20 protein-coding genes are annotated in these 23,913 nt (G+C 54.4%); 11 read left to right on the forward strand and 9 right to left on the reverse strand.

What is annotated here, in order from left to right; translation table 11 throughout:
• Positions 1-2: 2 nt before the first annotated feature.
• Positions 3-1,199 (reverse strand): dicarboxylate/amino acid:cation symporter, encoded by a 1,197-nt coding sequence (locus tag VA597_RS02175; RefSeq protein WP_205703190.1) that lies wholly within the window; start codon positions 1,197-1,199, stop codon positions 3-5.
• A 181-nt stretch (positions 1,200-1,380) separates the two neighbouring features.
• Here VA597_RS02175 and VA597_RS02180 point away from each other — a divergent pair, with 181 nt between their 5' ends.
• Entirely contained in the window at positions 1,381-2,265 is an 885-nt protein-coding gene (locus VA597_RS02180) for a LysR family transcriptional regulator (protein ID WP_128741427.1), read from the forward strand.
• A 131-nt stretch (positions 2,266-2,396) separates the two neighbouring features.
• Here VA597_RS02180 and VA597_RS02185 read toward each other — a convergent pair whose 3' ends face one another.
• From VA597_RS02185 to VA597_RS02215, 7 genes are read right to left on the reverse strand one after another with little or no spacing between them, the layout of a single operon-like run.
• Positions 2,397-3,371, reverse strand: coding sequence for an NAD(P)H-dependent flavin oxidoreductase (locus tag VA597_RS02185; protein ID WP_326975024.1), 975 nt, complete (start codon positions 3,369-3,371; stop codon positions 2,397-2,399).
• 36 nt (positions 3,372-3,407) lie between these two features.
• Entirely contained in the window at positions 3,408-4,871 is a 1,464-nt protein-coding gene (locus VA597_RS02190; RefSeq protein ID WP_128741428.1) for an SLC13 family permease, read from the reverse strand.
• Positions 4,872-4,925: 54 nt separating this feature from the next.
• Positions 4,926-6,401, reverse strand: a complete 1,476-nt coding sequence (locus VA597_RS02195; protein ID WP_128741429.1) for an SLC13 family permease — start codon at positions 6,399-6,401, stop codon at positions 4,926-4,928.
• Between the two features lie 33 nt (positions 6,402-6,434).
• Entirely contained in the window at positions 6,435-7,658 is a 1,224-nt protein-coding gene (locus VA597_RS02200) for a CaiB/BaiF CoA transferase family protein (protein ID WP_326975025.1), read from the reverse strand.
• Positions 7,659-7,676: 18 nt separating this feature from the next.
• Positions 7,677-8,822 (reverse strand): acyl-CoA dehydrogenase family protein, encoded by a 1,146-nt coding sequence (locus VA597_RS02205; RefSeq protein WP_243112588.1) that lies wholly within the window; start codon positions 8,820-8,822, stop codon positions 7,677-7,679.
• Between the two features lie 24 nt (positions 8,823-8,846).
• Positions 8,847-10,058 (reverse strand): CaiB/BaiF CoA transferase family protein, encoded by a 1,212-nt coding sequence (locus VA597_RS02210; protein ID WP_326975026.1) that lies wholly within the window; start codon positions 10,056-10,058, stop codon positions 8,847-8,849.
• A 43-nt stretch (positions 10,059-10,101) separates the two neighbouring features.
• On the reverse strand, positions 10,102-10,872 hold the full coding sequence (locus VA597_RS02215) for an enoyl-CoA hydratase/isomerase family protein (RefSeq protein WP_326975027.1): 771 nt from the start codon (positions 10,870-10,872) through the stop codon (positions 10,102-10,104).
• A 532-nt stretch (positions 10,873-11,404) separates the two neighbouring features.
• On the opposite strand from VA597_RS02215, the gene VA597_RS02220 reads away from it, so the two are divergent.
• Positions 11,405-12,865 carry a two-component system sensor histidine kinase NtrB gene (locus VA597_RS02220; protein WP_326975028.1) on the forward strand — a complete coding sequence of 487 codons (1,461 nt, stop codon included), beginning with the start codon at positions 11,405-11,407 and terminating at the stop codon, positions 12,863-12,865.
• A 60-nt stretch (positions 12,866-12,925) separates the two neighbouring features.
• Positions 12,926-14,263: a sigma-54-dependent transcriptional regulator gene (locus tag VA597_RS02225; RefSeq protein WP_128741434.1), complete on the forward strand. Its 1,338-nt coding sequence runs from the start codon at positions 12,926-12,928 to the stop codon at positions 14,261-14,263.
• A 123-nt stretch (positions 14,264-14,386) separates the two neighbouring features.
• Here the strand turns inward: VA597_RS02225 and VA597_RS02230 are convergent, their stop codons facing one another.
• Positions 14,387-15,406 carry a LacI family DNA-binding transcriptional regulator gene (locus VA597_RS02230; protein ID WP_326975029.1) on the reverse strand — a complete coding sequence of 340 codons (1,020 nt, stop codon included), beginning with the start codon at positions 15,404-15,406 and terminating at the stop codon, positions 14,387-14,389.
• A 172-nt stretch (positions 15,407-15,578) separates the two neighbouring features.
• Between VA597_RS02230 and VA597_RS02235 the strand changes: the two genes are divergently transcribed.
• From VA597_RS02235 to VA597_RS02270, 8 genes are all read left to right on the forward strand, one after another.
• Positions 15,579-16,946, forward strand: a complete 1,368-nt coding sequence (locus VA597_RS02235; RefSeq protein WP_243112589.1) for an acyclic terpene utilization AtuA family protein — start codon at positions 15,579-15,581, stop codon at positions 16,944-16,946.
• 2 nt (positions 16,947-16,948) lie between these two features.
• Complete coding sequence (locus VA597_RS02240) at positions 16,949-17,278, forward strand: AtuA-related protein (RefSeq protein WP_128741437.1); 330 nt, start codon at positions 16,949-16,951, stop codon at positions 17,276-17,278.
• 2 nt (positions 17,279-17,280) lie between these two features.
• Positions 17,281-18,483, forward strand: coding sequence for a CaiB/BaiF CoA transferase family protein (locus tag VA597_RS02245; protein ID WP_128741438.1), 1,203 nt, complete (start codon positions 17,281-17,283; stop codon positions 18,481-18,483).
• A gap of 37 nt (positions 18,484-18,520) precedes the next feature.
• Complete coding sequence (locus VA597_RS02250; protein ID WP_128741439.1) at positions 18,521-19,837, forward strand: CitMHS family transporter; 1,317 nt, start codon at positions 18,521-18,523, stop codon at positions 19,835-19,837.
• Positions 19,838-20,161: 324 nt separating this feature from the next.
• Entirely contained in the window at positions 20,162-20,941 is a 780-nt protein-coding gene (gene larE, locus VA597_RS02255; RefSeq protein ID WP_326975030.1) for an ATP-dependent sacrificial sulfur transferase LarE, read from the forward strand.
• Complete coding sequence (gene larB, locus VA597_RS02260; protein WP_326975031.1) at positions 20,920-21,681, forward strand: nickel pincer cofactor biosynthesis protein LarB; 762 nt, start codon at positions 20,920-20,922, stop codon at positions 21,679-21,681. The genes larE and larB overlap by 22 nt, the downstream gene beginning before the upstream one ends.
• Entirely contained in the window at positions 21,678-22,955 is a 1,278-nt protein-coding gene (gene larC, locus VA597_RS02265) for a nickel pincer cofactor biosynthesis protein LarC (RefSeq protein WP_326975032.1), read from the forward strand. The genes larB and larC overlap by 4 nt, the downstream gene beginning before the upstream one ends.
• Positions 22,952-23,905 (forward strand): GNAT family N-acetyltransferase, encoded by a 954-nt coding sequence (locus tag VA597_RS02270; protein ID WP_326975033.1) that lies wholly within the window; start codon positions 22,952-22,954, stop codon positions 23,903-23,905. Before larC ends, VA597_RS02270 begins: the two co-directional genes overlap by 4 nt.
• Positions 23,906-23,913: the final 8 nt, after the last annotated feature.

The raw sequence follows: 23,913 nt of genomic DNA on the forward strand, positions 1-23,913 counted from the left end.
TTTTATGCTTTGATCCATTTTTCGTAGATGCTGTTGACAATAACGCCGATCGCGTTATCGCCGGAGACGTTGCAGGCGGTACCGAAGGAGTCCTGCGTGATGTACAGTGCAACCATGATGGCGCAGATGGGACCGTTCGGGTCACCCGCTTCCACGCCGAAAATCATGTACAGAAACGGAAGCGCGGTCATGATGGAGCCGCCGGGAGCGCCCGGGGAAGCAACCATTGCAACACCGAGGGTCATGAGAAACGGAATGACGGTCGCAAGGCTGATGGGGATCTGGTTCATCAGGCAAACTGCGGTTGCGCAGGCAGTGATGGTAATCATGGAACCGCACATATGGATGTTGGCACACAGGGGTACCACAAAGTTGCGGATCTGTTCGCAGATGCCGTCCGCCTCTGCACACTGCAGGTTAACCGGAATGGTTGCCGCGGAAGACTGGGTGCCAAGCGCAGTGGTGTACGCCGGGATCTGGTTTTTCATAAGAGTGAACGGGCTTTTTTTGCTGATAGCGCCCGCGAGGGAGAACTGCAGCACAAGATAGATGAGGTGCATGCAGATGACCACAAGGAAGACCTTCCACAGAACGCTCAAAATAGCAAACGTTTTGCCGGATTTGGTCATATCCACGAAGGTGCCGCAGATGTAGAGCGGTAGCAGCGGAATGATAGCGGTGTGCAGCACTTTGTCGATGATGCCGGAAAAATCCTTCATGGTGTTATACAGCGTATCGCCGATTTCCTTGCCGCGCATGGTGGAAAGGCAAAGGCCAAGCACAAACGCCAGTACCACCGCCGAAAGCGTATCCAGCAGAGGCGGGATTGCGATGTTGAAGTAAGACGAGAGCGAATTGTCTGCCGTTGCCGCGATCTGCTTCAGCACGTTCGCACTGATAAAGTGCGGGAACAGGTTACTGGAAACAATGTAGGATGCGGTGCCGCTGATGAGCGTAGACGAATACGCGATGCAGACAGTGATAATCAGCAGCTTGCCGGCGCCCTGGGACAGATCCGCAATGCCCATGGTGACGTAAGCAACGATCATCAGCGGAATGATAAATTTCAGGAACGTGCTGAATATCCCCGATGCCGTCACCACAATACGGCAGATCGATTCAGGCAAAAACTGCCCGATTAAGATACCTAGGATAATCGCAATGATCAATTTTGGTACAAGGCCCATTCCCTTTTTCATTATGTATCCCTCCGTTTTTCAAAACTCACCTTGTCAACCGCAGAAGGCATGTCTTTTTAAACAGTTTCTGCAATTGACTTCTTCGAATATATAGTGTAACATGACTATACGTATAAATCCAATTCATACTTCTTATAGATGAGTTTAATAAAATTCATAATGACTGGAGGCAATTGCGCAGATGGAAATAAGGCAGCTGAATACCTTTCTAAAAGTGGTGCAATTACAAAGCTTTTCCAAAGCTGCGCAGGAGCTTGGCTACTCTCAATCCGCCGTCACCATTCAAATCCAGATCTTGGAGCGGGAGCTGGATACCCGCCTTTTTGACCGCATGGGCAAAAAAGTGACCCTTACCTTGCCGGGCAAGCAGTTTTTGACCTATGCCACCAACATTCTAAACCAGGTTTGCGAAGCACAGGCGGCTTTGGGCAAATCAGAATCGCTGGAACATACACTGCATATCGGTACTATCGAATCGCTGTGTTTTTTTAAATTTCCTACTATTTTGCAGTATTTTTATAAAAATCATCCGCACATCTCGATCAAAATTACCACGGCTTCCCCCACGGAGCTGATCGAAATGATGGAACATAATCTCGTGGACATTATTTACATTTTGGATCGCCCGCTTTACAACAACAACTGGGTAAAGGTGATAGAACAGCAGGAGTACATCGTTTTTGTTTCGTCGCCGCGCTCCCCACTGGCAAAACAGTCCGCCCTGACCCTGGAAGATTTGCTGGGCGAGCGTTTTTTCCTCACCGAAAAAGGGGACAACTACCGTTACGGGCTGGAGCAGCACCTTGCCTCCCGCAATCTTTCCCTCACCCCGTTTTTAGAGGTGGGTCACACCGAGTTTATTATGAATATGGTGAAGCACAATCTTGGTCTGTCCTTTCTGCCGCACTTTGCCGTTAGCGAAAGCGTGCTGCGGCAGGAGCTTTCTATTTTAAATGTTACGGATTTTCAGATGTCGATGTCGCGTCAAATCTTTTATCACAAAGAAAAGTGGCTGACCGAAGAAATGAAGGAATTTATCCGGCTTGCAAATCTCGGCATGGTGTAAGCCCTAAAAAATCCTATTTCTGCAGCGTTTGCTCCTTTTGCCGCACAGCACAAAGCCGCCGGATTTTTCTATCCGGCGGCTTCTGTCTGGAACTTCTGTTTTGAGATGATATCGATTCCGGTTTCAGCGCATTATCTGTTCACCCAGGAGGCTATTATTTTTTCAGAGTTCACAGCAATCTCTTCAATCACCTCTTTCACAGAGCGGATATCGTGAATTCTCCCGATGCACTCGCCTGCGGGGATCGCGCCGTCGTTGACGTCGCCGCTCAGGTAAGCCTGCCTTTGCCGTTTGCCGTTCACAAACGGCAGGATTTCCTTCAGGGTAAGCGGATGATCGGAGGAATTTTCCAATTCCATGAGCTGCTTTATCGTCTCGTTTTTAATATCCCGGGAGGCGTTCTTGATGGAGCGCTGGACGATCGCGGTGCTGCGTTCGTCCAGGTCCACAAAGAGCTGTTTAAAATTCTGATGAATCAGGCATTCGTTGGTTGCCACAAAGCGGGTGCCCATTACGACGCCTTCCGCCCCAAGCGCCCGCGCCGCCAGATAGCTTCTGCTGTCGCAGATGCCGCCGCCCGCAATGACGGGCACGCTGACAGCGTCGACCACGCTGGGAATCAGCACCATGGTGGAGACATCATCCATGCCCGGATGGCCGCCGCACTCAAAGCCGACAATGGATACCGCGTCGACGCCGGCGGCTTCCGCCTTTTTGGCGAAGCGGATCGCCGTGGACTTGTGGATGACTTTGACGCCGGCTTCCTTCAGCATGGGGACATACGGCTTGGGATCGCGGCCCGCCAATTCGACCACCGGAACCTTTTCTTCGGCCGCGACGGCGAGAAAATCGTTCGTCATTTCGCCCGCGACCTGTACGGGCAGCATGGAAATGTTCAGGGCAAAGGGCTTATCCGTAAGGGAACGCAGCCTGCGGATGCCTTCTCTCAACTCCTCTTTGGACGTGTACAGGGAGGAATTCAAAGTGCCAAGCCCGCCCGCATTTGAAACTTCGGCCGCAAATTCCGGGACGGCGAGCCATTGCATGCCGCCTTGAACGATGGGGTACTCGATGCCGAACAGATCACAGATTTTAGATTTCATCATCTTTGTCTTCCTTTCACAATGACACACGTATTCTATTCAATACGGAAAAATCAGACAGCCGACCGGGTAGGCCACGCAGGAGAGCAGCAGAATGCTGACGGCGGCGAGAGACCAGCCATATTTCATCTGGTAGCCCACGGAAACCCATCCTCCTCCCGACGCAAGCCCGCCTGCCGGGCAGCAGCTTGGAGTGGACAGCGAAATATTGCCGCCCCCGGCGATCAAAAGCGCAAGCACGATGGGGTTGACTCCCGCAACGCTCATCGCGATCGGTATGATGACGGCATACATGGAAACGGTAAGCGTGTTCGAGAGAAAATTGGTCATAACAATGATAAAGACGGCGACGCAGAGCACGAACAGGAATGCGGGCATGCCGCCGAGAAGCGGTTTCAGGGAATTCATCATCCACGTTGTGACACCGCAGTTTTTCAGCCCGAACAAATATGCCGTACCCATGACTGCGGCCATCATGAACACCGAATTCCACGTTACGCTCCGGACGGCTTTGCCCATGTCGATCAAAGGCTTTCCGTCCACATGAATCGCGCAGAGCAGCCCGGCGGCGGCCAGCGCCGGGACTCCGGTTCCAAGGCTCTTCATATAACCGCCCAGATCTTTCATTCCTGCCGCGGTAAACAAATCCGGGCAGAGCCACACCACAATGACAAGTCCGTAAACAAGGGCTACAATGATTTCCTGCTTGCTGATTTTCGGAACGGATCTTCGCAGAGAGTCGATATCCAGATTTTTCAGCTTGCTTACATCCGGCTTCATCCAGTAGCGGAAAATGATCCAGAAGACCGCGAAGAACGCGATTCCGGCGGGCAGCATCATTTTTGTATACGCGGCGTAGGACACGGAGAGGTTGAAGTCGTTTTTAATGTACTCGAAAACCATCGGAATAAGGATATGGGAAACCGGAGTGATGAACATGGTCCCCTGCGCCACAAACAGAATTCCGATCATGGTGGCCTTTACCAGACTTTCACCTTTCCGGTAGTCGGTCATCCGGAAAATTTCCTCTGCCAGCGCCATATACAGAATGATAATGGGCGAGCTGGTGGAAAACAGGCATACGATCAGAATCGAGAGGAAGAACATAAACATGATGCGCCAGGGGTTCCCGCTGCAGGAAGGACGCGTGATAAACCACAGGGCGACCCTGCGGGTCAGGCCGGTTTCCGCCATAATGGCATTCAGCAGAAAACAGGCCACAACGAACGGGACCATTTCGCTTCCCCAGGTCTTTGAAAACAATTCGCTGGATTTGCAGATGCCGGTGGTCCCCATCATGCCTACGCAGAGCAGACTCGGCCACCCGGAACCCTCGGTACACCAGAGCCAAAGGGTGGCGAAAAAGACACCGACCACGCCCATGCCCGCTTTGGTAATCGGTTCGGGCGCCGGAAGGATGAACTGAAACAGCGCCCATACGAGAGCCGCAATCGAAAGGTTGCGGTGCGTGGAACAGCTGAATATTGATCGATAGCCGGCCATTCTTCCTCCTCCTCCAAATTCAGGATAACATCTCCGGGGGCGCAGCCGCCCCGATTATGCATGGTAAGGAAACATAAGATTGCACAGAGGGTAACCGATCGCGGCCATAATGACCAGTGTCACAGCCGCAAGGACCCAGCCGTATTTTCCCTGATAGCCGGCCGGCGTCCAACCGGCTCCGGATGCGAGGCTTGCGGCCGGGCAGGCGGACGGAGTCGCGAAACCCGCGTTGCATGCGGAGGCGATCATCAGGGCGATCGCGATCGGGTTTACGCCGGATACGGTCATGGCAATGGGGACCAGCACCGTGTACATGGAAGACACCAGCGTATTGGACATCAGATTTGTCATAATGACGATCCAGGCCGTCGCAAACAGAACGAAGATCGGGGGGGACATCCTAGACATCAGAGGGCCGAAGGTCTGGCCCAGCCAGGTGGTGACGCCGCAGGATTTAAGGCCGAACAGGTAGGCCGTGCCCATGACGGCCGCCATCATGAAAACCGAACCCCAGGCGACGCTTTTGCAGGCCTTCTGGACGTCGAGGACCGGTTTGTCGTCGATCCGGATCATCGCCAGCACGCCGACGGCCACCATCGCGGGGATCGCCGTACCAAGGCTCTTCATATATTTACCCAAAACAGTCAGGCCTATCGCCGTAAACAGATCCGGGCAGAGCCAGACAATGATTACAATGCCGTAGACGACGGCTGAGATGATCTCCTGGGCCGATACTTTCGGCATTGTAGCACGAAGCGCCTCAATATCGAGATTCGCCATTTTTTCAACATCCGGTTTCATGATAAAACGGAAGATGAGCCAGAAGGCGATGAACCAGATCAGGCCGCAAAGCATAAAGATCGAAGAAAACTGCGCATAAGTGACGTCTACGCCAAAGTCTTTGTTCATGTAACCGAAAATGGCCGGGATCAGCACGTGGGAGATCGGAGTCATGAACATGGCGCCCTGAGCCATCCAGAAGATGCTGATCATGGTAGCCTTCGGCAGCTCGTCACCTTTTTGGTAACCCGTCATAACGAACATTTCTTCCGCAATGGCCATGTACAAGATGACAATCGGTGAACTGGTAGAAACCAGGCCGATCAACAGGCAGGACAAAAAAAGCATGAACATGATCCGCCAGGGTTTGCCCTTGCAGATTCGGCGGGTGATAAACCACATTGCGAATCTGCGGGTAAAGCCCGTTTCCGCCATTGCGATATTGAGCAGGAAACAAGCCACGACAAAGGGAACCATGGAATTGCCCCAGGTCTTTTCGAACAAATCGGTCGCGCTGCAGACTCCGGTGGTGCCCATCATGCCGACGCAGAGAATGCTGGTCCAGCCGATTCCCACCTTGATCCACAGGAAAAGCGTCGCGAGGAAGATCCCGGCGACTCCCATGCCGGCTTTTGTGATCGGCGCCGGCGCCGGAAGGATAAACTGGAAGACAGCATAGATGGCGATTGCGAGCAGCATATTCCTGGTCCAGGTCTTATCGGTCTTGATTTTTTGGATTGCTTCTTGCATGAATACATTCCTCCTCAATTGGTGTAAAAAAGCTCATTTGGGGTTCTTTTTGCATTCAGCGGCGATTTTCCACTTCTCTTTCAGCACATGAACCTTCTCTTCGTTCCAACCGTAGCGGGCAAAGACCTCCGCGCTGTGTTCGCCGAGGTCGGGGGCCCGCTTCATCTCCATCGGCGTTTTGGAAAACTGCATCCATGGCCCGCGCGCCCGTATTGACTTCACGTTCCTGAAGCTGGGCTGGGTCGGAATTTCGACCAGACTGCCTCTTTCCCACAGCACCGGATCGTTCGCGACCTCGTGAGTGGATTTGATCTTGCAGCAGGCGACTCCGTTGCCTTCCATCCGGCTGATTGCGTCGTCGATCCTGTCAAACCGGCTCAGCCACCCCTCGATTTCGGGCACCAGCTCCCTGATGTTTTGAGCCCGGAGCAGAACGGAGCAGAAACGGGGGTCGTCGATCAGGTCGGGCCTCTCCATTGCGGTGCACAGCCTTTTCCACATGGAAGGGGTGTACGCGGCAATCACGACGCTTTGACCGTTCTTGCCGAGGTAAATGCCATAGGGAGCCATCGTTTGGTGGTGCCGCCCCGAGCGCGTGGGATAAGCGTCCAGCGTCGCCGCGTTTTCAAGGGTGCTGTTGCAGCTCACCAGGCCGTCCAGAAGCGAAATATCTATGTATTGGCCCTCTCCCGTCAGGTTCCGGTAATACAGAGCGGTTACAATTGCGCCGTACGCGTTGAAGCTGCCGACATAGTCGCCGATCGTGACTCCCTGCTTTACGGGCGCTCCGTCCGGCTCGCCGGCCAGATCCATCAGCCCGGACATCCCCTGGGCGATGATGTCGAAGCCGGGCTTTTTTGCATATGCCCCGGTTTGCCCGCACGCGGAAATGGAGCAGTAAATGAGCTTGGGATTGATCTGAACCACATTCTCGTAGTCCAGGCCAAATTTTTTCATATTGCCCGGTTTGAAGCTCTCCACCAGGATATCCGCATCCCTGATCAGACTTCTGGCCATCTCCTGAGCTTCCGGGTCGTCGAGAGCCAGCTCCACGGATTTTTTTCCGCGGTTGAACCAGATATACTGCAGAGACTGGCCCTCGATTCGGGGCGCGATCGCGCGGCTGTCGTCCCCCACGAAGGGGCGCTCGATCTTGATCACCTCGGCGCCCAGGTCCGCAAAAATTGCGGCGCAGCAGGGGCCGGCCAGATTGTTGCTGAAGTCCAGAACCCTGATTCCTTCAAAAACCCTGCGCATCTCTTCTCCCTCCTTCATTCAGGAATGCAGGATGTCGCTCGCGATGACCATCCTCTGAATCTGGTTGGTCCCTTCAAAGATCTGGTAGATCTTCGCATCCCTCATCCTTTTCTCGACCGGATATTCCCGGCTGTATCCGTAGCCTCCCAGCACCTGGACCGCGTCGGTGCAGACCTCCATTCCCGCGTCCGCGGCGAAAGCCTTGGAGGAGGAGGAGAGCCTTGCGTCGAAAATCCCGGCGTCCGCGCAGCGGCAGGAATACCAGACCATCTGGCGGGCCGCTTCCAGCTTCATATACATGTTTGCAAGCATAAAGGAAATCCCCTGATTTTTGCAGATGGGCCGGCCGAATGTCGTCCGTACTTTTGAATACTCCACAGCGCACTCATAGGCATACTGTGCGTTTCCCACCGCGCCGGCGCCGGCCGTGGGACGGGTGTAGCCGAGGGAACGCTTGCAGATCGACATTCCCTCTCCCTCGGCGCCGATCATGTTTTTGAGGGGAATCCGCACATCCTCGAAGACAACGTCGTTGGTGCAGGAAGTTCTGTAACCCATTTTATCCTCGTGCTTGCCGATGGAAATGCCCGGAGTGTCGCGGGGAACTAAAAAGCAGGCGATTCCCTTGGCACCCAGAGAGGAGTCCGAGGTCGCGAAGACGGTATACAAATTGGAGACTTCCCCGTTTGAAATAAAGCCTTTTCGGCCGTTGATGACGACCGAGTCCCCGTCTTTCACATATTTTGTTTTTACCGCCGCGGCGTCGGAACCCGCGTTCGGCTCGGTCAGGGCAAAGGACATCAGGCCCCCGTTAGTCAGAATGTCGGCCGCGATTTTCCAGTGATATTCGTTTCCGGCTACCTTGATGGGGACAATGCCCATGTAAGCGCCCGCAACGGTGCCTGAAAAACCGGCGTCGCCTCTTGCCAGCTCTTCCTTGATGAGCGAATATGTAAAAATGTCCCCGCCGCATCCGCCGTATTTTTCCGGCAGGGTATAGGTTGTCAGTCCCATTTCAAAGGCTTTCCGGTATAGTTCCTTTGGAAACGTGCCGTCTATTTCGCATTCTTTGGCGGTCGGAATGATTTCCTTATCGGCGAATTCCCTGACCATGAGCTGCAGATCGCGCTGTTCTTCGGTCAGAAGATAGAAATGATTGGTCACGATGATTTCACTCCTTTATTCAGATTACTGCTTTTTAAATTTCCCGGACCACTTTGCTTCCATGGCGTCGATCTTATTTTTATCCCAGCCGTACTCTTCCAAAATCTCATAGTTGTGTTCCCCAAGATCGGGTGCCCGCTTCATTTCCGCCGGTGTTTTGGAAAAACGGATCCAGGGGCCGCGGGTCTTGACGCTTTTGATTTTCTGGAAGCTGGGCTGCGTCGGAATTTCGACAAAAGTGCCGCGTTCCCAAAGGACCGGGTCGTGCACCACCTCGTAAGTCGAACGGATCTTACAGCAGGCGACTCCGCCGTCTTTCATGATTCTTACGGCGTCGTCGATATTGTCGAACTGACGCAGCCATTCCTCCAAAACGGCAACCAGCCTCTTCAGGTTCCTGACGCGCATTCCGCTCGTTGCAAAGTCGGGGTCCTCCAGCATCTCGGGCTTGCCGATGGAGATACAGAGTTTGTTCCACATGCCGGCGGTAAACGCGGCGATGATAACGCACTGATTGTTTTTGCCCATATAGATGCCGTAAGGCGCCATTGTGCCGTGGTGCGGACCGGAGCGGGTGGGATGAGCTTCCAGATTCGCGGCATTTTCAGCGGTCGTGTTGCAGCTGATCAGGCCGTCCAGAAGGGAAAGGTCGATATACTGTCCTTCCCCGGTGCGAAGGCGATGATACAGCGCCGCCGAAATAGAGCCGAACGCGTTAAAGGCGCCCACATAATCCCCGATTGTCACGCCGTTTTTCACGGGCATCCCGTCCGGATCGCCGCACAGGTCCATCAGACCAGACATCCCCTGCGCGATAATGTCAAAGCCCGGCATGGTGCGGTACCCTCCGGTCTGGCCGCAGGCGGAGATGGAGCAATAGATGATTTTCGGGTTCACCTTGGCAACCTTTTCATAATCCAGATTGAATTTTTTCATCAGTCCGGGTTTGAAGCTTTCAATCACCACGTCGGCGTCCTGAATGATCCTGTAAAGGAGCTCTTGGGATTCAGGGTCGTCCAGAGCCAGCTCTACCGATTTTTTGCCCCTGTTGCACCAGATGAAGGTAAGCGACTGCCCTTCGATTCTCGGATTGATACCCCGGCTGTCGTCACCGGCAACCGGCCGTTCCACCTTCAGAACATTCGCGCCCAGGTCGGCAAACATCGCCGTCCCGCAGGGTCCCGCCACGTTATTGGTGAAATCCAGTATTTTAACACCCTCAAAAATTCCCGCCATGATGACATTCCTCCTTCTGTTTATCACGGATTTTGAATTTCTTTTATTTTCCGTTGAACTGTGGTTTCCTCTTTTCAAGGAAAGCCGTGACGGCTTCCCGGTAATCTTCGGTCAGCTCGCACTCGCCCTGGCATTCGACTTCGGCCTCAAGCCCATCCGCGAACGAACCGAACTGCGCGCGGTTGATCATCGCCTTGATGTTGCCGTAAGCCACGGTAGGGCCGTTTGAGTACTTCTCAACATACTGCCGCACGCGGCTTTCAAGGTGATCTGACGGAACCGCTTCTGTAAAAAGTCCCCAGTCGGCCCCTTCTTTTCCCGTGAATTTTCTTCCCGACATCAGCAGGTCCGTAGCTCTTACGGTACCCGCCGCGCGGGTGAGAAAATAAGTTGTACCCGAATCGGGAACAAAGCCGATATTGACGAAAGCAAACAAGCATTTTGACTGTTCGTCGATGATTTGAAAATCACAAGCCATTGCCAAAGCAAGGCCGGCCCCCGCGACGGCGCCTTCGATCCAGGCGATGACGGGCTTGCGCGGATTGCGCAGGCGGAGGTTGGTTTCCGCTCCGGCGCGGCACACCTGCCTTGTTCCCCTGACTCCGGAGTCGATCCGGGTTTTCATGGCGTTCAAATCCCCGCCGGCGCTGAAATTGCCGCCGGCCCCCCGGATCACGACCGCTCGGACCTTTTCGTCATAATCGCATAGGTCGAAGCATTCCTTTAACTCGCGGTGGGTGTCGATATTGATCGGATTGCGTTTTTCGGGATGGTTCAGCGTAATGTAGCCTACCTGATCTTTAACTTCGAACAAAACGTGTTGAAACATCTGTTTTCAACTCCTTTCGCAATGGTTTTGCCTGATTCCCTTTTCTCGGGCAGCAGGTTTTTCCGTTTTGATGCCGTCAAAGTTTTTCATCAGTCTCTTAATATGGAGCAAATACGGTGCCAACAATCGGTTTCCATTCATATTCGCTTTTCTCCCTAAATTGTTTGTTAATTATCTGTCAATATTACACAAGGATATTTGGCCGGTTGAAAGAGGGAACTTTGTCGGAAAGCCAAAGGATTTTCTGCGTTGATAAAAAATGCGCAATTTCTGCACACGGTGCGCGCAGAAATTGCGCATTTGCCTGATTTTTCAGCAGAACCGGAAGGGCTCCGCCCCGGAGAAACTGCGCGGACGGGAAACACAGCCGCTGCCTGCTGCCGCTCGCGGATGAATCACAAACATAAGTGTAATATATAGGAATTGCGCAATTTATAAGCGCGATATATAATGAAAGCAGAAAAAATAATGAAAAGCCGGATGAAATATGTTGTTTCCCCAGAAAGAGGTGCATCAAATGCTTTTCCCGGACGTGACTTGCACCGTTTCGGAATCGCTGAAAAAGAACAGAGAGTACGGACTTTACGACGTTCTGGAGCTGGACGGAATGATCGTGATTACCCTGTTCCGCCAGAATCACAAAATTCAAGTGAACGGCATCATCGAAAACAGAAAGATCGACCAGAATAAAATTTTCCGTTTTATCGAATGCTGCTGGGACCGGATTTTTGCCGGGGAGAAATTCAGCAACTTTTTCTGGGAGGGCTGCTATTACCACATGACCAGCAAAAAACAGGCGAAACCGTTTCTTGCCTTTACTCTGGTGATACGAGAGGGATCGCCTTTTCCGGAAAAAGACCTGCTCTGGCTCGATGTTTATGAAAAGCTGAATTATCAGCGAACACTGATTGAAAATGAGGCTTTTCAGAATAAAAATCTGTATGATAACCTGTTCGAAGGGGTCCCCTTCGCCATCGCGGCCCTGAATTTGAGCGGAAAGGTCTTGCGGATGAATCCTTCGGCAAGCCGGTTGTTCGGCGTTTGCCAGGATCATGCTTTTGTGCTGGCCAGGCCGGAGCAGAATAAAATCCTTCAGGCTATGATTCATCAGGCGATTCTGACAAACGACCGGCAAACCAATCAGGAATTTGTGTTTGGACAGGATGACGACATCCGCGTGCTTTCCCTTTCCGTCAGCCCGCTGCAGAACAGCAAGAATCAAACTGCCGGGGTGATTGTTCTGGCCAGTGACAAAACCGAAAAACGGCTTTTAACCGCAGAGGTTGAGCAGCTCAAGCAATATGGCTTTTTAGGAGAATTTTCGATGGGGCTGGCCCATGACATCAAGAATCCCCTGATGATTATCAACGGGTGTGCCAAGAAAATTCCGCAAAATAACCAACAGGGCGAACATCTGAGGAACATCATCTCTTTTCAGGTCGAGAGAATTAACGAAGTAATCAGCGAACTGATGACCTTGGGCAGTTCCATGCGGGATCCGGCTGAGGCAATGGTGGATTTGAATGTTGTCCTTCAGAATTGTCACACGATGGCAACCCGTCAGCGAACCGGACCTCAAGCCGCAATCAGGATGGATCTGGCTCCGGATCTTCCGCAGTTTTATGCCAAGGAGGTCCATTTGCGCCAGATATTTTCCAATTTGCTTGTCAATGCGATGGACGCCGTGGGCGACGACGGCAACATACTGATGAAAAGCCGCAGTGACGAGAACCAAATCCAGGTCGTCATCAGCGACGATGGATGCGGAATTCCCCGCGAGCTTCAAAAGAAAATATTTATTCCTTACTTTACGACCAAACGAAACGGGACCGGCATGGGTTTGTTTATTGTCAAACGAATTTTGGAACAATATGGCGGCAGCATCAGCATTGAATCGGAGCCGGGGAAGGGCACTGCCTGCCGCGTAAGCCTCCCAATCACTCATAAGGGCCCGGAATGCGCAAAATCGCAGGAATAATGTTGCCGTTTGCGGCGCAAAAGTGATTTTTATCTGACTCCCTAGAAAGATGTGATCCTGATGAAACAGCTTATTTTAGTGGCGGATGATGAGCCTATCATTTGTCAGATGGTACAAGAAGAATTAAAGTCTGCCGGTTACGATGTTTTGACGGCGCAAAACGGGCAAGAAGCGGTTGACCTTATCAACGGCAACCCGGTGGATCTTGCAATTTTGGATGTCTACATGCCGGTCCACAGCGGATTTCAGTGTCTGCAGGAGCTGCGCCGGAAGAATCCCGTCATGCCGATTATTATGATCACAGCGTATGCGACGGTGGAAAATGCCGTGGAGGCGATGAAATACGGAGCGAACGACTATATCGGGAAACCCTTCGACTGCGCGGAACTTGCTGAGAAAGTGCAGCGCATTCTGCGAACCAACGAACGGAAGAAGTCGGGGAAAGCAATCTCCACTGAGCTGATCGGTACGAGCTGCCAGATGGCGGAGCTGCGGCATAAAATCAAAAAGGTTTCCTGCAGCAACGCCACTGTCCTGATTACCGGTGAAAGCGGAACCGGGAAAAGCGCCATTGCCAAGGAGATCCACCGGACAGGCACGCGAAGCGCAAGCCCTTTCGTTCACGTCGACTGCGCCTCTTTGCCCGAAAGTCTGATGGAGGATGAATTGTTCGGACATGAGCGCGGCGCCTACACAGGAGCAATCGGGCAGAAAAAGGGAAAATTCGAACAGGCTGAAGACGGAGATCTGTTTCTTGACGAAATTGGAACGCTTCCGCTTCCCCTGCAGGCGAAACTTTTGAATGTTCTGCAGGAACGCTATTTTTTCAGGATCGGCGGGTCGGAGAGGATTGAGGTCCACTCCCGCATTTTGGCGGCAACAAATGAAAATCTGGAAGAGGCTGTTTACTCGGGAAGGTTCCGCAAAGATCTGTATTATCGTCTGAACGTGGTGGAAATCAAATGTCCTCCGCTCAGACAGCATCGTGAGGATATCCGCATCTTAGCGGAATACTATTTTGACGTGTTTTGGAAGCGGAACCGTGGGGAAGAAAGCCTGCCTTCCATTGACCCGGAGATCTACAAGGCCATGGAGGGATATGACTGGCCCGGCAATGTGAGGGAACTGGAAAATGTGATAGAAAGCATCGCGGTTTTAAGTGAAGGAGATAAAATCGGGTTGGCGGACCTGCCGGTAAATTACCAGCAGGAATGCCATTTGGGCCAAGGCGGAAAACAGGGAAAGGAAAGGCTTTCATTGAAGGAACAGGAAATTATGCTGATTATTGAAGCCCTGGAACGCAACAATGGAAACCGGACCAACACGGCGAAAGAGCTTGGGATATCCCGCAGGGCACTCCAATACCGGATCAAAGAGCTGAATCTTCTGGACCCGTGATCCGCCTCCCACGAAAACTTCATGCATAGTATTTCTTGATCCATATCGATCATGCCGTATGAAATTCCCTCTGCTTTATTATCCCAATAAAAAATCCGTCGGTGCATTGCCGGCGGATTTTGTTTATTTTTCGGGGATGCTGCCGCAGCTTTCCAGGGGATGGTAAACAACCGGAAATTCGACGAAAAACGGTTCCTTGTGTTTGCCCTCCAGCAGCTCCAGCAAAAGATTCAGGCATTTTTCAGCCATATCCTCCATGGGGACCTGCACGTTGGAAATGGATATGACCGAATTTTCTTCGAGATCGCGGTCCCCGTTGCCGATGCTGATGCATTCGAGATCCCGGGGAATTTTGATCCCTCTAAGAAAAAAAGTGCGAAGCGCCCCCGCCGCCATTGCATCCGAGCCGAAAAAGATGCAGTCGGGCATTTCTTTTTGCTCAAATAATTTCATGGCGGCCAGATATCCGCCGCGCATGGAATTTTGCTCGTAAATAATGGGCATCGCCTCCATGCCAAATTCCGCTATGGTCTGGAGAAAGGCGGTCGTCCGCAGCCGCATTTCCGCAAAGACCGGCTCGGAGGTGATGATGGACGCTCTTTTATGCCCCCGCAGCGCAAAGATCCGGGCGGGCAGGCTGCCCAGCGTAAAGTTGTTGATCGTGGCGGCGCAGAATTTCACGGAGCTCCGGTTATAAAGCACGATCGGGATGAGCGGGGTCATTCCCTCCAGGTATTCCATGTCCTGCTGAGAGGCGTTGCAGATGATGGCCCCGTTGAACATGCTGAGATTCTGCTGGGAAGCCGCCCGGCACAAATTCCCGTTTTCATACGGCCGGATAATGATATCGATGCCGCGCCCAATGCCGAGCACAGCGCGCTGCAAGCCGTGAAGAAATCGCACCATCATGGGCGCGCGAAAATCCGTGGCCCAGTAAAGCGCGACCACCGTGTTCTTTTCCCCGGCCGAGCGGAGCCTGCGCGCGGCGAGATTGGTCTGATACCCAATCTTCTTTGCCGCGTCCATTATTTTCCGCTGTGTGGCCTGCGAGATGTTTCTCTGGTCCCCCTCTCCCCTCATCACAACGGAAGCGGTCGTTGGCGAGACGCCGGCCAGAGCCGCCAGTTCTTTTAGTGTCGGCAATGGATTCCCTCATTTCAATCGATGTTTGTCCTGTACAATTTAATTATAAAATCTTTGTAGAAAAAATCAATAAAATTCGGATTGACATTTGTTAAATAGTAAACTAATATAGAGAGTATCGTTATACTATAACGATACTCTATTAATATTATACATTAAAGGAGGTATTTTGTTGAATAAAGTTATCGTTGGGGGTGGCCAGGGATTCTGGGGCGACAGCAATGATGCTGCGATACATATGGTGAAGAAGAGCAACATCAATTATATGGCCTGCGATTACCTGGCGGAGCTGACGCTTTCCATTATGGAACGGCAGAAGCTGAAAAATCCGGAGCGCGGCTATGCAGGAGATTTTATCGGCCTGCTGGACCAATGCGGGAAGGAGGCGTTCGACAGAAAGATCCGCATCATATCAAACGCGGGCGGGATGAACATCGAAGGCGCCGTAAACGCGATCAGGCAGGTGGCCGAACGGCAGGGAATGCACGGCTACAAGATCGGATACGTGCAGGGCGATGACATGAAGTCCCAGATTCCGGAGCTGCTCCGGCAGGGGGTCGATTTCAAGAACATCGACGATGTCGGCGACTTTAAGGACATTCAGGGCGACATTCTCAACGCCAACGTGTATTTCGGCCATGAACCGATCGTGGAATGCCTGGAGGGGGGCGCGGACGTGACGGTGACCGGACGCGCGGCGGACTCCGCCCTGTTTCTCGCCCCGTGCGTGCATGAGCTCGGATGGAGGGCGGACGACTGGGAGAATCTGTCCAGGGGCATCATGGCCGGCCATTTGCTGGAATGCGGCGGCCAGGGCGCGGGAGGAAATTATCAGTACGACTGGCGCGGCGTGCCCGACATGGATCAGCTCGGCTTCCCGATCGCTGAAATCGGCAACGACGATTTTATCGTTACGAAAGCGCCGGGCTGCGGCGGCGTCATCTGCGAACAGTCCGTGAAGGAACAGTTCCTCTACGAGGTTCACGATCCGGCCAACTACATTACCCCGGACGTCAATGTCGACATCAGCCATGCCACTTTGACGCAGGCCGGGGAGAACCGGGTCCGCGTCGGGAATGTTCACGGCAAACCCCGCCCCGATACGCTCAAGCTCAGCATCGGCTATCACGCCGGATACAAAGTCGTCACCTATTTGAGCTTTGCGTGGCCGGACGCCTATGAAAAGGCGCAGTATGCGGCTGAGATCCTGAGAAAAAAGATGGAGCGCAAGGGGATGAAATACGAGGACGTGAACGTGAGTTATGTCGGGCTGAACGCGCTGCATCTCGGCGTGGCCGACATGAGCGGGGACCTGATCAAAAACCAGAATGAAGTCGTGCTGAGGATCGCGATCCGGACGAAGGAAAAATCGGAAGCCGCAAAGATCATTCCGGAGATTTCCCCGCTGCAGCTCAACGGCCCTCCGGGCGCCAGTTTCTTCGGCGGCCGCTCCCATGTCCAGGAGGTCATCGGCCTGTGGCCGACGCTGATCCCGCGCGACGCAGTGAAACTGACGTCCCGCATTGTGGAGGTGAAATGACCATGAAGGAAATTTATCTGAAGGAGATCGCGCACGGGCGCAGCGGCGACAAGGGCGACACAAGCAACGTCTGCGTCTTTGCCCGCAAACCGGAATACTATGCGATCATCAAGCGCGAGGTCACGGTGGAAAAAGTCCGCGAATACTTCGGCGGCATGGTGAAAGGAAGCGTCACCCGTTACGAGGTGCCCTCTCTGAACGGCTTCAACTTTGTCATGAAACACGCTCTCGGCGGCGGGGCGACCCTTTCCCTCCGGCTCGACAGCCTTGGCAAATCCATGGGCTCCGCTTTCATGCGGATGAAAATTCACGTCGGCGACGAAGAGGTGTAACCATGGAATCTTTGACAGGTGCGCTGGAAAATTTGACGGTGCTCGACCTGACGCGCGTCCTGGCGGGGCCGTTCTGCACCATGATGCTGGCCGACATGGGCGCCAATGTGATTAAAATCGAGATACCGAAGCGCGGGGACGACACCCGCTCCTATCCTCCTTTCAAAAACGGGAAAAGCCTTTATTTCGCCAATATCAACCGGAACAAAAGGGGGATTACCCTGAATCTGAAATCGGAGGAAGGAAGGGAGATTTTTAAGGAGCTGACGAAAAAGGCCGACGTCGTGATCGAAAATTACCGTCCCGGCGTCATGGATAAGCTCGGCCTGGGATACGAAGAGCTGAAAAAGATCAATCCCCGCGTCATTTACGCCGCCGTTTCCGGGTTCGGCTGCTACGGCCCGTATTCGCAGCGCCCGGGCTACGACATCATCTCGCAGGGAATGGGCGGCCTGATGAGCATCACGGGCCAGCCGGATGATCCCCCGACCCGCGCGGGAAACGCCATGGGCGATATCCTCGGCGGACTGAACGTGGCCATCGGGATTTTGGCCGCGGTCAACGCGCGCACGCTCACCGGGCGGGGGCAGCGCGTGGACGTGTCCCTGGTGGATTCGGTCGTGGCGGCGCTGGAAAATACGGGAGAGCGATACCTTGCTTCCGGTGAAATTCCGAAACGGCTGGGCAACCGTTATGCCGCGGTTTCCCCCTACGACACGTTCAAGGCGAAGGACGGCTATTTTATCCTCGCCTGCGGCAACCAGAAGCTGTACGAGATTCTGTGCAGGGAGATCTTAAACAGGCCGGACCTGATCGAAGACCCGCGTTTTCTCGACCTGCCGCTCCGCATCCGGAACCAGGATGACCTTCAAACGGTCATAGAGGACTTTTTCAAGGACTTCACCGTTCGGGACGCGGTCGACCTGGTGCTCTCGAAGGGCGTTCCGGCCGGGCCGATCCTGGATATCAAAGCAATTCTGAACGATGAACATATCGCGGGGGCGCGGGAAATGTTTGTTCCGCTGCACGATCCGGCCATCGGGGACATCACGGTCAACGGCGACGCGATCAAACTGATGGATACCAAGCCGGGCGTCCGCACCCCCGCGCCGGCGCTCGGACAGCATAACCGGGAGATCCTGCACGGACTGCTTGATTACAGCGACCGGCAGATTTCATTGCTGACGGAAAAAGGAGTTTTATAGTCCTTCTGTTTTACTAAATTATGGGGAGGAGAAAATCATGCCGCTGGGACTTCTTGGCTTTTTAACCATCTTAGTGATTCTTTTCCTGATTTTAAGCAAAAAAGCATCCACCTTAACCTGCCTGATCGCGGTGCCGATCCTGGCCTGTATCATTGCGGGGCACGCGGATAAAATCGGTACATACAGCGTCGACGGAATGAAGAGCGTCGTCGCGACCGGCGTGATGTTCATTTTCGCGGTCCTGTTTTTCACCACCATGTCGGATGCGGGCGCGTTTGACCCGATCGTAAAAGGAATTTTGAAAATCGCGAAAAACGATCCGGTCAAAATCTGCGTCGGAACGGTTGTGCTGACCTGCGTGACCCATTTGGACGGTTCCGGGGCGACAACTTTTCTTATTACGATTCCGGCGCTGCTGCCGCTTTACAAAAAGCTGGGCATGCGTCCCTGGATTTTAACCACCCTTTGCGCGTTGGCGGCGGGCACCATGAACATGCTGCCCTGGGGCGGGCCCACGATCCGGGCCGTAAGCGCTTTGCATTCTTCGCTGGACCAGGTCTTCACGCCGATGCTGGTTCCCATGCTGTGCGGACTGCTGAGCGTCTTTGCGATTTCCGTCTATCTCGGAAAGAAGGAGAGGAAACGCCTGGCGTCCGGGACTCCGGCCGGGGATGTGTCGCTCGAAGAAGCGCAGGCGGCGAAAGCTCTTTCCGGCAATGCCGGCGATTTGGCCCGTCCCAAACTGTTCGTCTTCAATATTATCCTGATTCTGGTTACCGTTGCGGTTATGGTTTCCTCTTTGCTTCCGCCCGCGCCGACTTTCATGATCGCGCTTGTGATCGCGATGGTCGTCAACTATCCCGATATCAAGCTGCAGGGCAAAATCATCAATTCCCATGCGGAAGCCGCGCTGATGATGGCAAGCGTCCTTTTCGCCGCCGGTTCCTTTATCGGGATCATGGGCGGCTCCGGGATGCTGGATGCAATGGCAACCAGCCTGGTGCACATCATCCCGCAGTCGCTGGGAAGCAAGATCCCTCTCATTATCGGTTTGATCGCCATGCCGGCCAGCCTGCTCTTTGATCCGGATTCCTACTACTTCGGAGTGATGCCGGTGCTGGCTTCCGCCGTGCAGAAGATCGGCTTGAATCCCGCGCTGGTTGCAAGGGCGTCGATCGCCGGTCAAATGACGATCGGATTCCCGCTGTCGCCGCTGACCCCGTCGACCTTTCTCCTGATCGGCTTAGGGGAGATCGACCTTGGGGAACATCAGAAAAAAACGTTCCCATGGGCGTATGCGGTCTCTCTTGTTATCCTTTTGGTCGCAGTCATCACCGGGGCGATTACTCTGTAAATACGCTTGCCACAAAGCGAAAAATCCCTCCGGCAGCCCGGACCTTGGCGGAGCACAGGGAGAATTTTTCTCCTGTCACAGGCTTGTTTGCGTGTGACAGGAGGATTTTTTCCGGATCAGCGGGAAGCGGCCGCCGTTCATTTTGAGAGGGCATTTCCTTGACTCGGAACAAAAACAATGATATGATAATAATAATTTTAAAGGCCATGAAGGCCTTGCCTTGCATCGCATGAATTTAATTCTGGGATGAACCCGGTCAAAGATGCCACTCTTTGCCGGGCTTTTTGTATTTCCGCAACTTCTGAGAGGGAAAGAAAGATTGGAATGAAACTGAATGAATTCCTGAAACAGAATCCCCGCTTTGCCCTGGCGTTTTCCGGCGGGACGGATTCCTCCTATCTGTTGTACGCCGCCAAAGCCGCGGGATGCGACGTCCGCCCCTATCTGGTCAAGTCACCGTTCCAGCCTCAGTTCGAGCTGGACGACGCGCACAGGGTCGCGGAGCCGCTCGGCCTCACACTGACGGTGGTCGGCTTTGATATTTTGCAGGACCCGGATGTCAGAAAAAATCCGTCGGACCGCTGTTATTTTTGCAAACGAGCCCTTTTTACCCGCCTTCGGGAACTGAGCCGCTCCGACGGATACGAACTTCTGTGCGACGGCACAAACGCTTCCGACGATGCGGGCGACCGCCCCGGCATGAAGGCGCTTCGGGAGCTTGGGGTCCGTTCGCCGCTGCGCGAATGCGGGCTGACGAAGCCGGAGATCCGGAGGCTTTCGAGGGAGTCGGGACTTTTTACCGGGGACAAGCCGGCTTACGCCTGTCTTGCCACACGCGTTCCGGCCGGAACGGAAATCACAGCGCCGTTGCTGCAAAAGATCGAACGCGCCGAAGAATCCCTTTTTGCGATGGGTTTTTTCGATTTCCGCGTGCGGTATTTCAACGGCGCGGCGAAATTACAGCTTCCCGGGGAACAATTTCAAATCGCGATGGAGCGGCGGGCGGAAATCGTGTCGGCACTCGAGCCGGATTTCGACGCCGTCCTGCTGGACCTGAGCCCGAGAAAAACGGAGGATAAAATATGGAACAGCAGCGGACTTTAGAAATTCTGGACAGGGTAAGCCGCGGGAAAATCACGCCGCAGGAGGCGCTTTTGGAGCTCAGGATGGAACCGTTTGAAGATTTGGGATACGCAAAAGTTGACCACCACCGGGAGCTCAGGCACGGAGTGCCGGAGGTCGTTTACGGAGCCGGAAAGACGGCGGACCAGATCAGCGGGATTGTCACCGCCTTAAGGGAGCACGGAGACCACAACATCCTCGTCACGCGCCTGACGCCGGAAAAAGCCGGCGAGGTCTGCAAAAAGGTGCCGATAGATTACGATCCGGTGTCGCGCATCGGGATCTGCGGGCGGAAGAGCGAGATCACCGCATCCGGCACGGTCGTCATCGCAACGGGGGGGACAAGCGATATCCCAGTGGCGGAGGAAGCGGCCGTCACCGCCGAGGCGCTGGGAAACCGCGTGCAGCGGCTCTATGACGTCGGCGTGGCGGGACTGCAGCGGCTGCTTTCCAAAATGGACATTCTCATGAGCGCCCGGGTCATCGTTGCCGTCGCCGGAATGGAGGGGGCCCTTGCCACCGTGATCGGCGGGCTGGTCGCGTGCCCTGTTCTCGCCGTCCCAACCAGCGTCGGCTACGGGGCGAATTTCAGCGGCCTTTCCGCCCTGCTTTCCATGCTCAACTCCTGCGCGGGCAACGTGAGCGTCGTCAATATCGACAATGGGTTCGGGGCGGGTTATCTCGCCAGTTTAATCAATCACATCGGAGGGAACCGGGAATGAAACTTTATCTGGAATGCAATATGGGGGCGGCCGGCGATATGCTGATGGCCGCGCTTCTGGAACTGCTGCCCGACCGGCAAAAATTTCTGGACCGGATGAACGGCCTTGGCATTCCCGGCGTCAGGGTCGAATGTGTGCCGGCGGTAAAATGCGGCATCGCGGGTAGCCACATCAAAGTTTCAGTCAACGGCGAAGAGGAAACGGTGCAGGATGTTCCCATAAATGTGGGAACGGAAGGTTCCACTGAAGAGGAACATGAACATCACGGCCATGAACATGAGCACGAACGCGGGGAGGGACACACACACGTCCACCATCATTTCAGCTATGAGGATGTCCGCGGGCTGATCGGCGCGCTTGACCTGCCCGATCAGGTGAAATCCGACGCGCTGGCGGTATATGCCCGGATCGGGGAGGCGGAATCGAAGGTGCACGGCGTTCCCATGGACCAGATCCATTTCCACGAGGTCGGCTCAATGGATGCCGTCGCGGATGTAGTCGGCTGCTGCCTTTTGATTCACATGCTGGGCGTTCGGGACATTTCGGCTTCCCCGGTGCATGTCGGTTCCGGATTTGTTCGGTGCGCGCACGGGATCCTGCCGGTTCCGGCTCCCGCCACGGCCTGTATTCTGGAGGGCGTGCCAATTTACGGCGGCAGGATCCGGGGCGAGCTGTGCACGCCGACCGGAGCCGCGCTTCTGCGCCATTTTGTGGGACGGTTTGGAGAAATGCAGCCGATGCGGGTCGATCGGATCGGCTGCGGCATGGGGTCCAAGGATTTTGAAGCCGCGAACTGCATCCGGGCATTTTTGGGCGAGGCGGACGGCCGGCAGGATGAGATCGCGGAAATCAGCTGCAACCTCGACGACATGACGCCGGAGGCGATCGGGTATACGTCGGAGCTTTTGATGAAAAGCGGGGCGCTGGACGTCTTCGTCACGCCGATCCAGATGAAGAAGAACCGGCCCGCGTCGATGCTGACCTGCCTGTGCAGGCCGGAAGACCGGGAGAAGATTTCAAAGCTGATGCTGCTGCATACGACCACGCTGGGAGTCCGATACACGACTTGCCAAAGGAGCATCCTGAGTACCTCAATCGGCGCGGTGGAGACTCCTTACGGAAGAATCAGGGTAAAATACGCCGATGGGAACGGAATCCGGAAGAGCAAGCCGGAATATGAGGACGTGAGGGCGTCAGCGGAGAAATTCGGCGTTCCGTTCGGCGAAGTCTACCGGCAGGCCGCCGCCGCTCAGGGAAAAGAGGACGCTGAATGAATATTGCCTGTTCGCCCTGGCTGAAGCTCAGGGAAACGTTGACCCCCGAAGACCGTGATCAAATTGAAGACTTGCAGATGCGATGCGGCCGGGCGGAACCGGTCGCCCTCAAGCTGGAACTGGACTACAAGCTTGCGGCCGCTTTGAATCGTCCGGAGGACAGCGCCATTCGCGACGTGAACGAGTTCCTGTACTTCGACGGTCAGAGGCTAGCCGGCTATCTTGGAATCTGCAGCTTCGGCGGGCCGGGAATGCTGCTGGAGGCGACCGGCATGGTGGCCCCGGAGGAGCGGCGGAGGGGGATTTTCACCACATTGTACCGGCTGGCTCTGGCGGAGGGAAGACGCAGGAGTTCCGCGGGCATGCTTGTGCTGTGCGACAGAAAGTCGGATGCCGGACGGAAATTCATTGAGAAAATCGGGGCGGCTTATCACCATTCCGAATACGAAATGGTTTTAGACCGGGATTGGGAGGCCCCCGACCGCAGTAAATTGCGCGGGGTGACACTGCGGAAGGCGACGAATGCGGACGCCCGCGAAATTGCCGGACAGGATTCCGTCTATTTTTCCGACGAAGCGCCGGAATCGGAAGCCGGTCCCGGCGCGGACCGGCCGGATGTCCCGTCCGGGGAAATTCGCCTGCCGGAAGAGGAAGAGAAGAAAGGGTTTGTCATCTGGCTTGCGGAGAGAGACGGACGGTCCGTCGGCAAAGTGAACCTGGAGCTTGGGTCCGGATCCGGCGGAATCTATGGGCTGGGCGTGAAACCCGAATTCCGTGGAAGAGGGTTCGGCCGATCCATTTTGCTTCAGGCGGTCGAAAAGCTGAAAGAAGCGAACGCAAAGAAGATTTTGCTCCAGGTGGCCGCCGATAACGCGAAAGCTTTAAACCTTTACACCTCCTGCGGGTTTTGCGAAACGTCAACCATGGATTATTTTAAAGCGGATTTATAATTTGCCTG

Origin of the sequence: Caproicibacter sp. BJN0012 (assembly GCF_035986805.1) — a bacterium.
Lineage (GTDB): Bacteria > Bacillota > Clostridia > Oscillospirales > Acutalibacteraceae > Caproicibacter.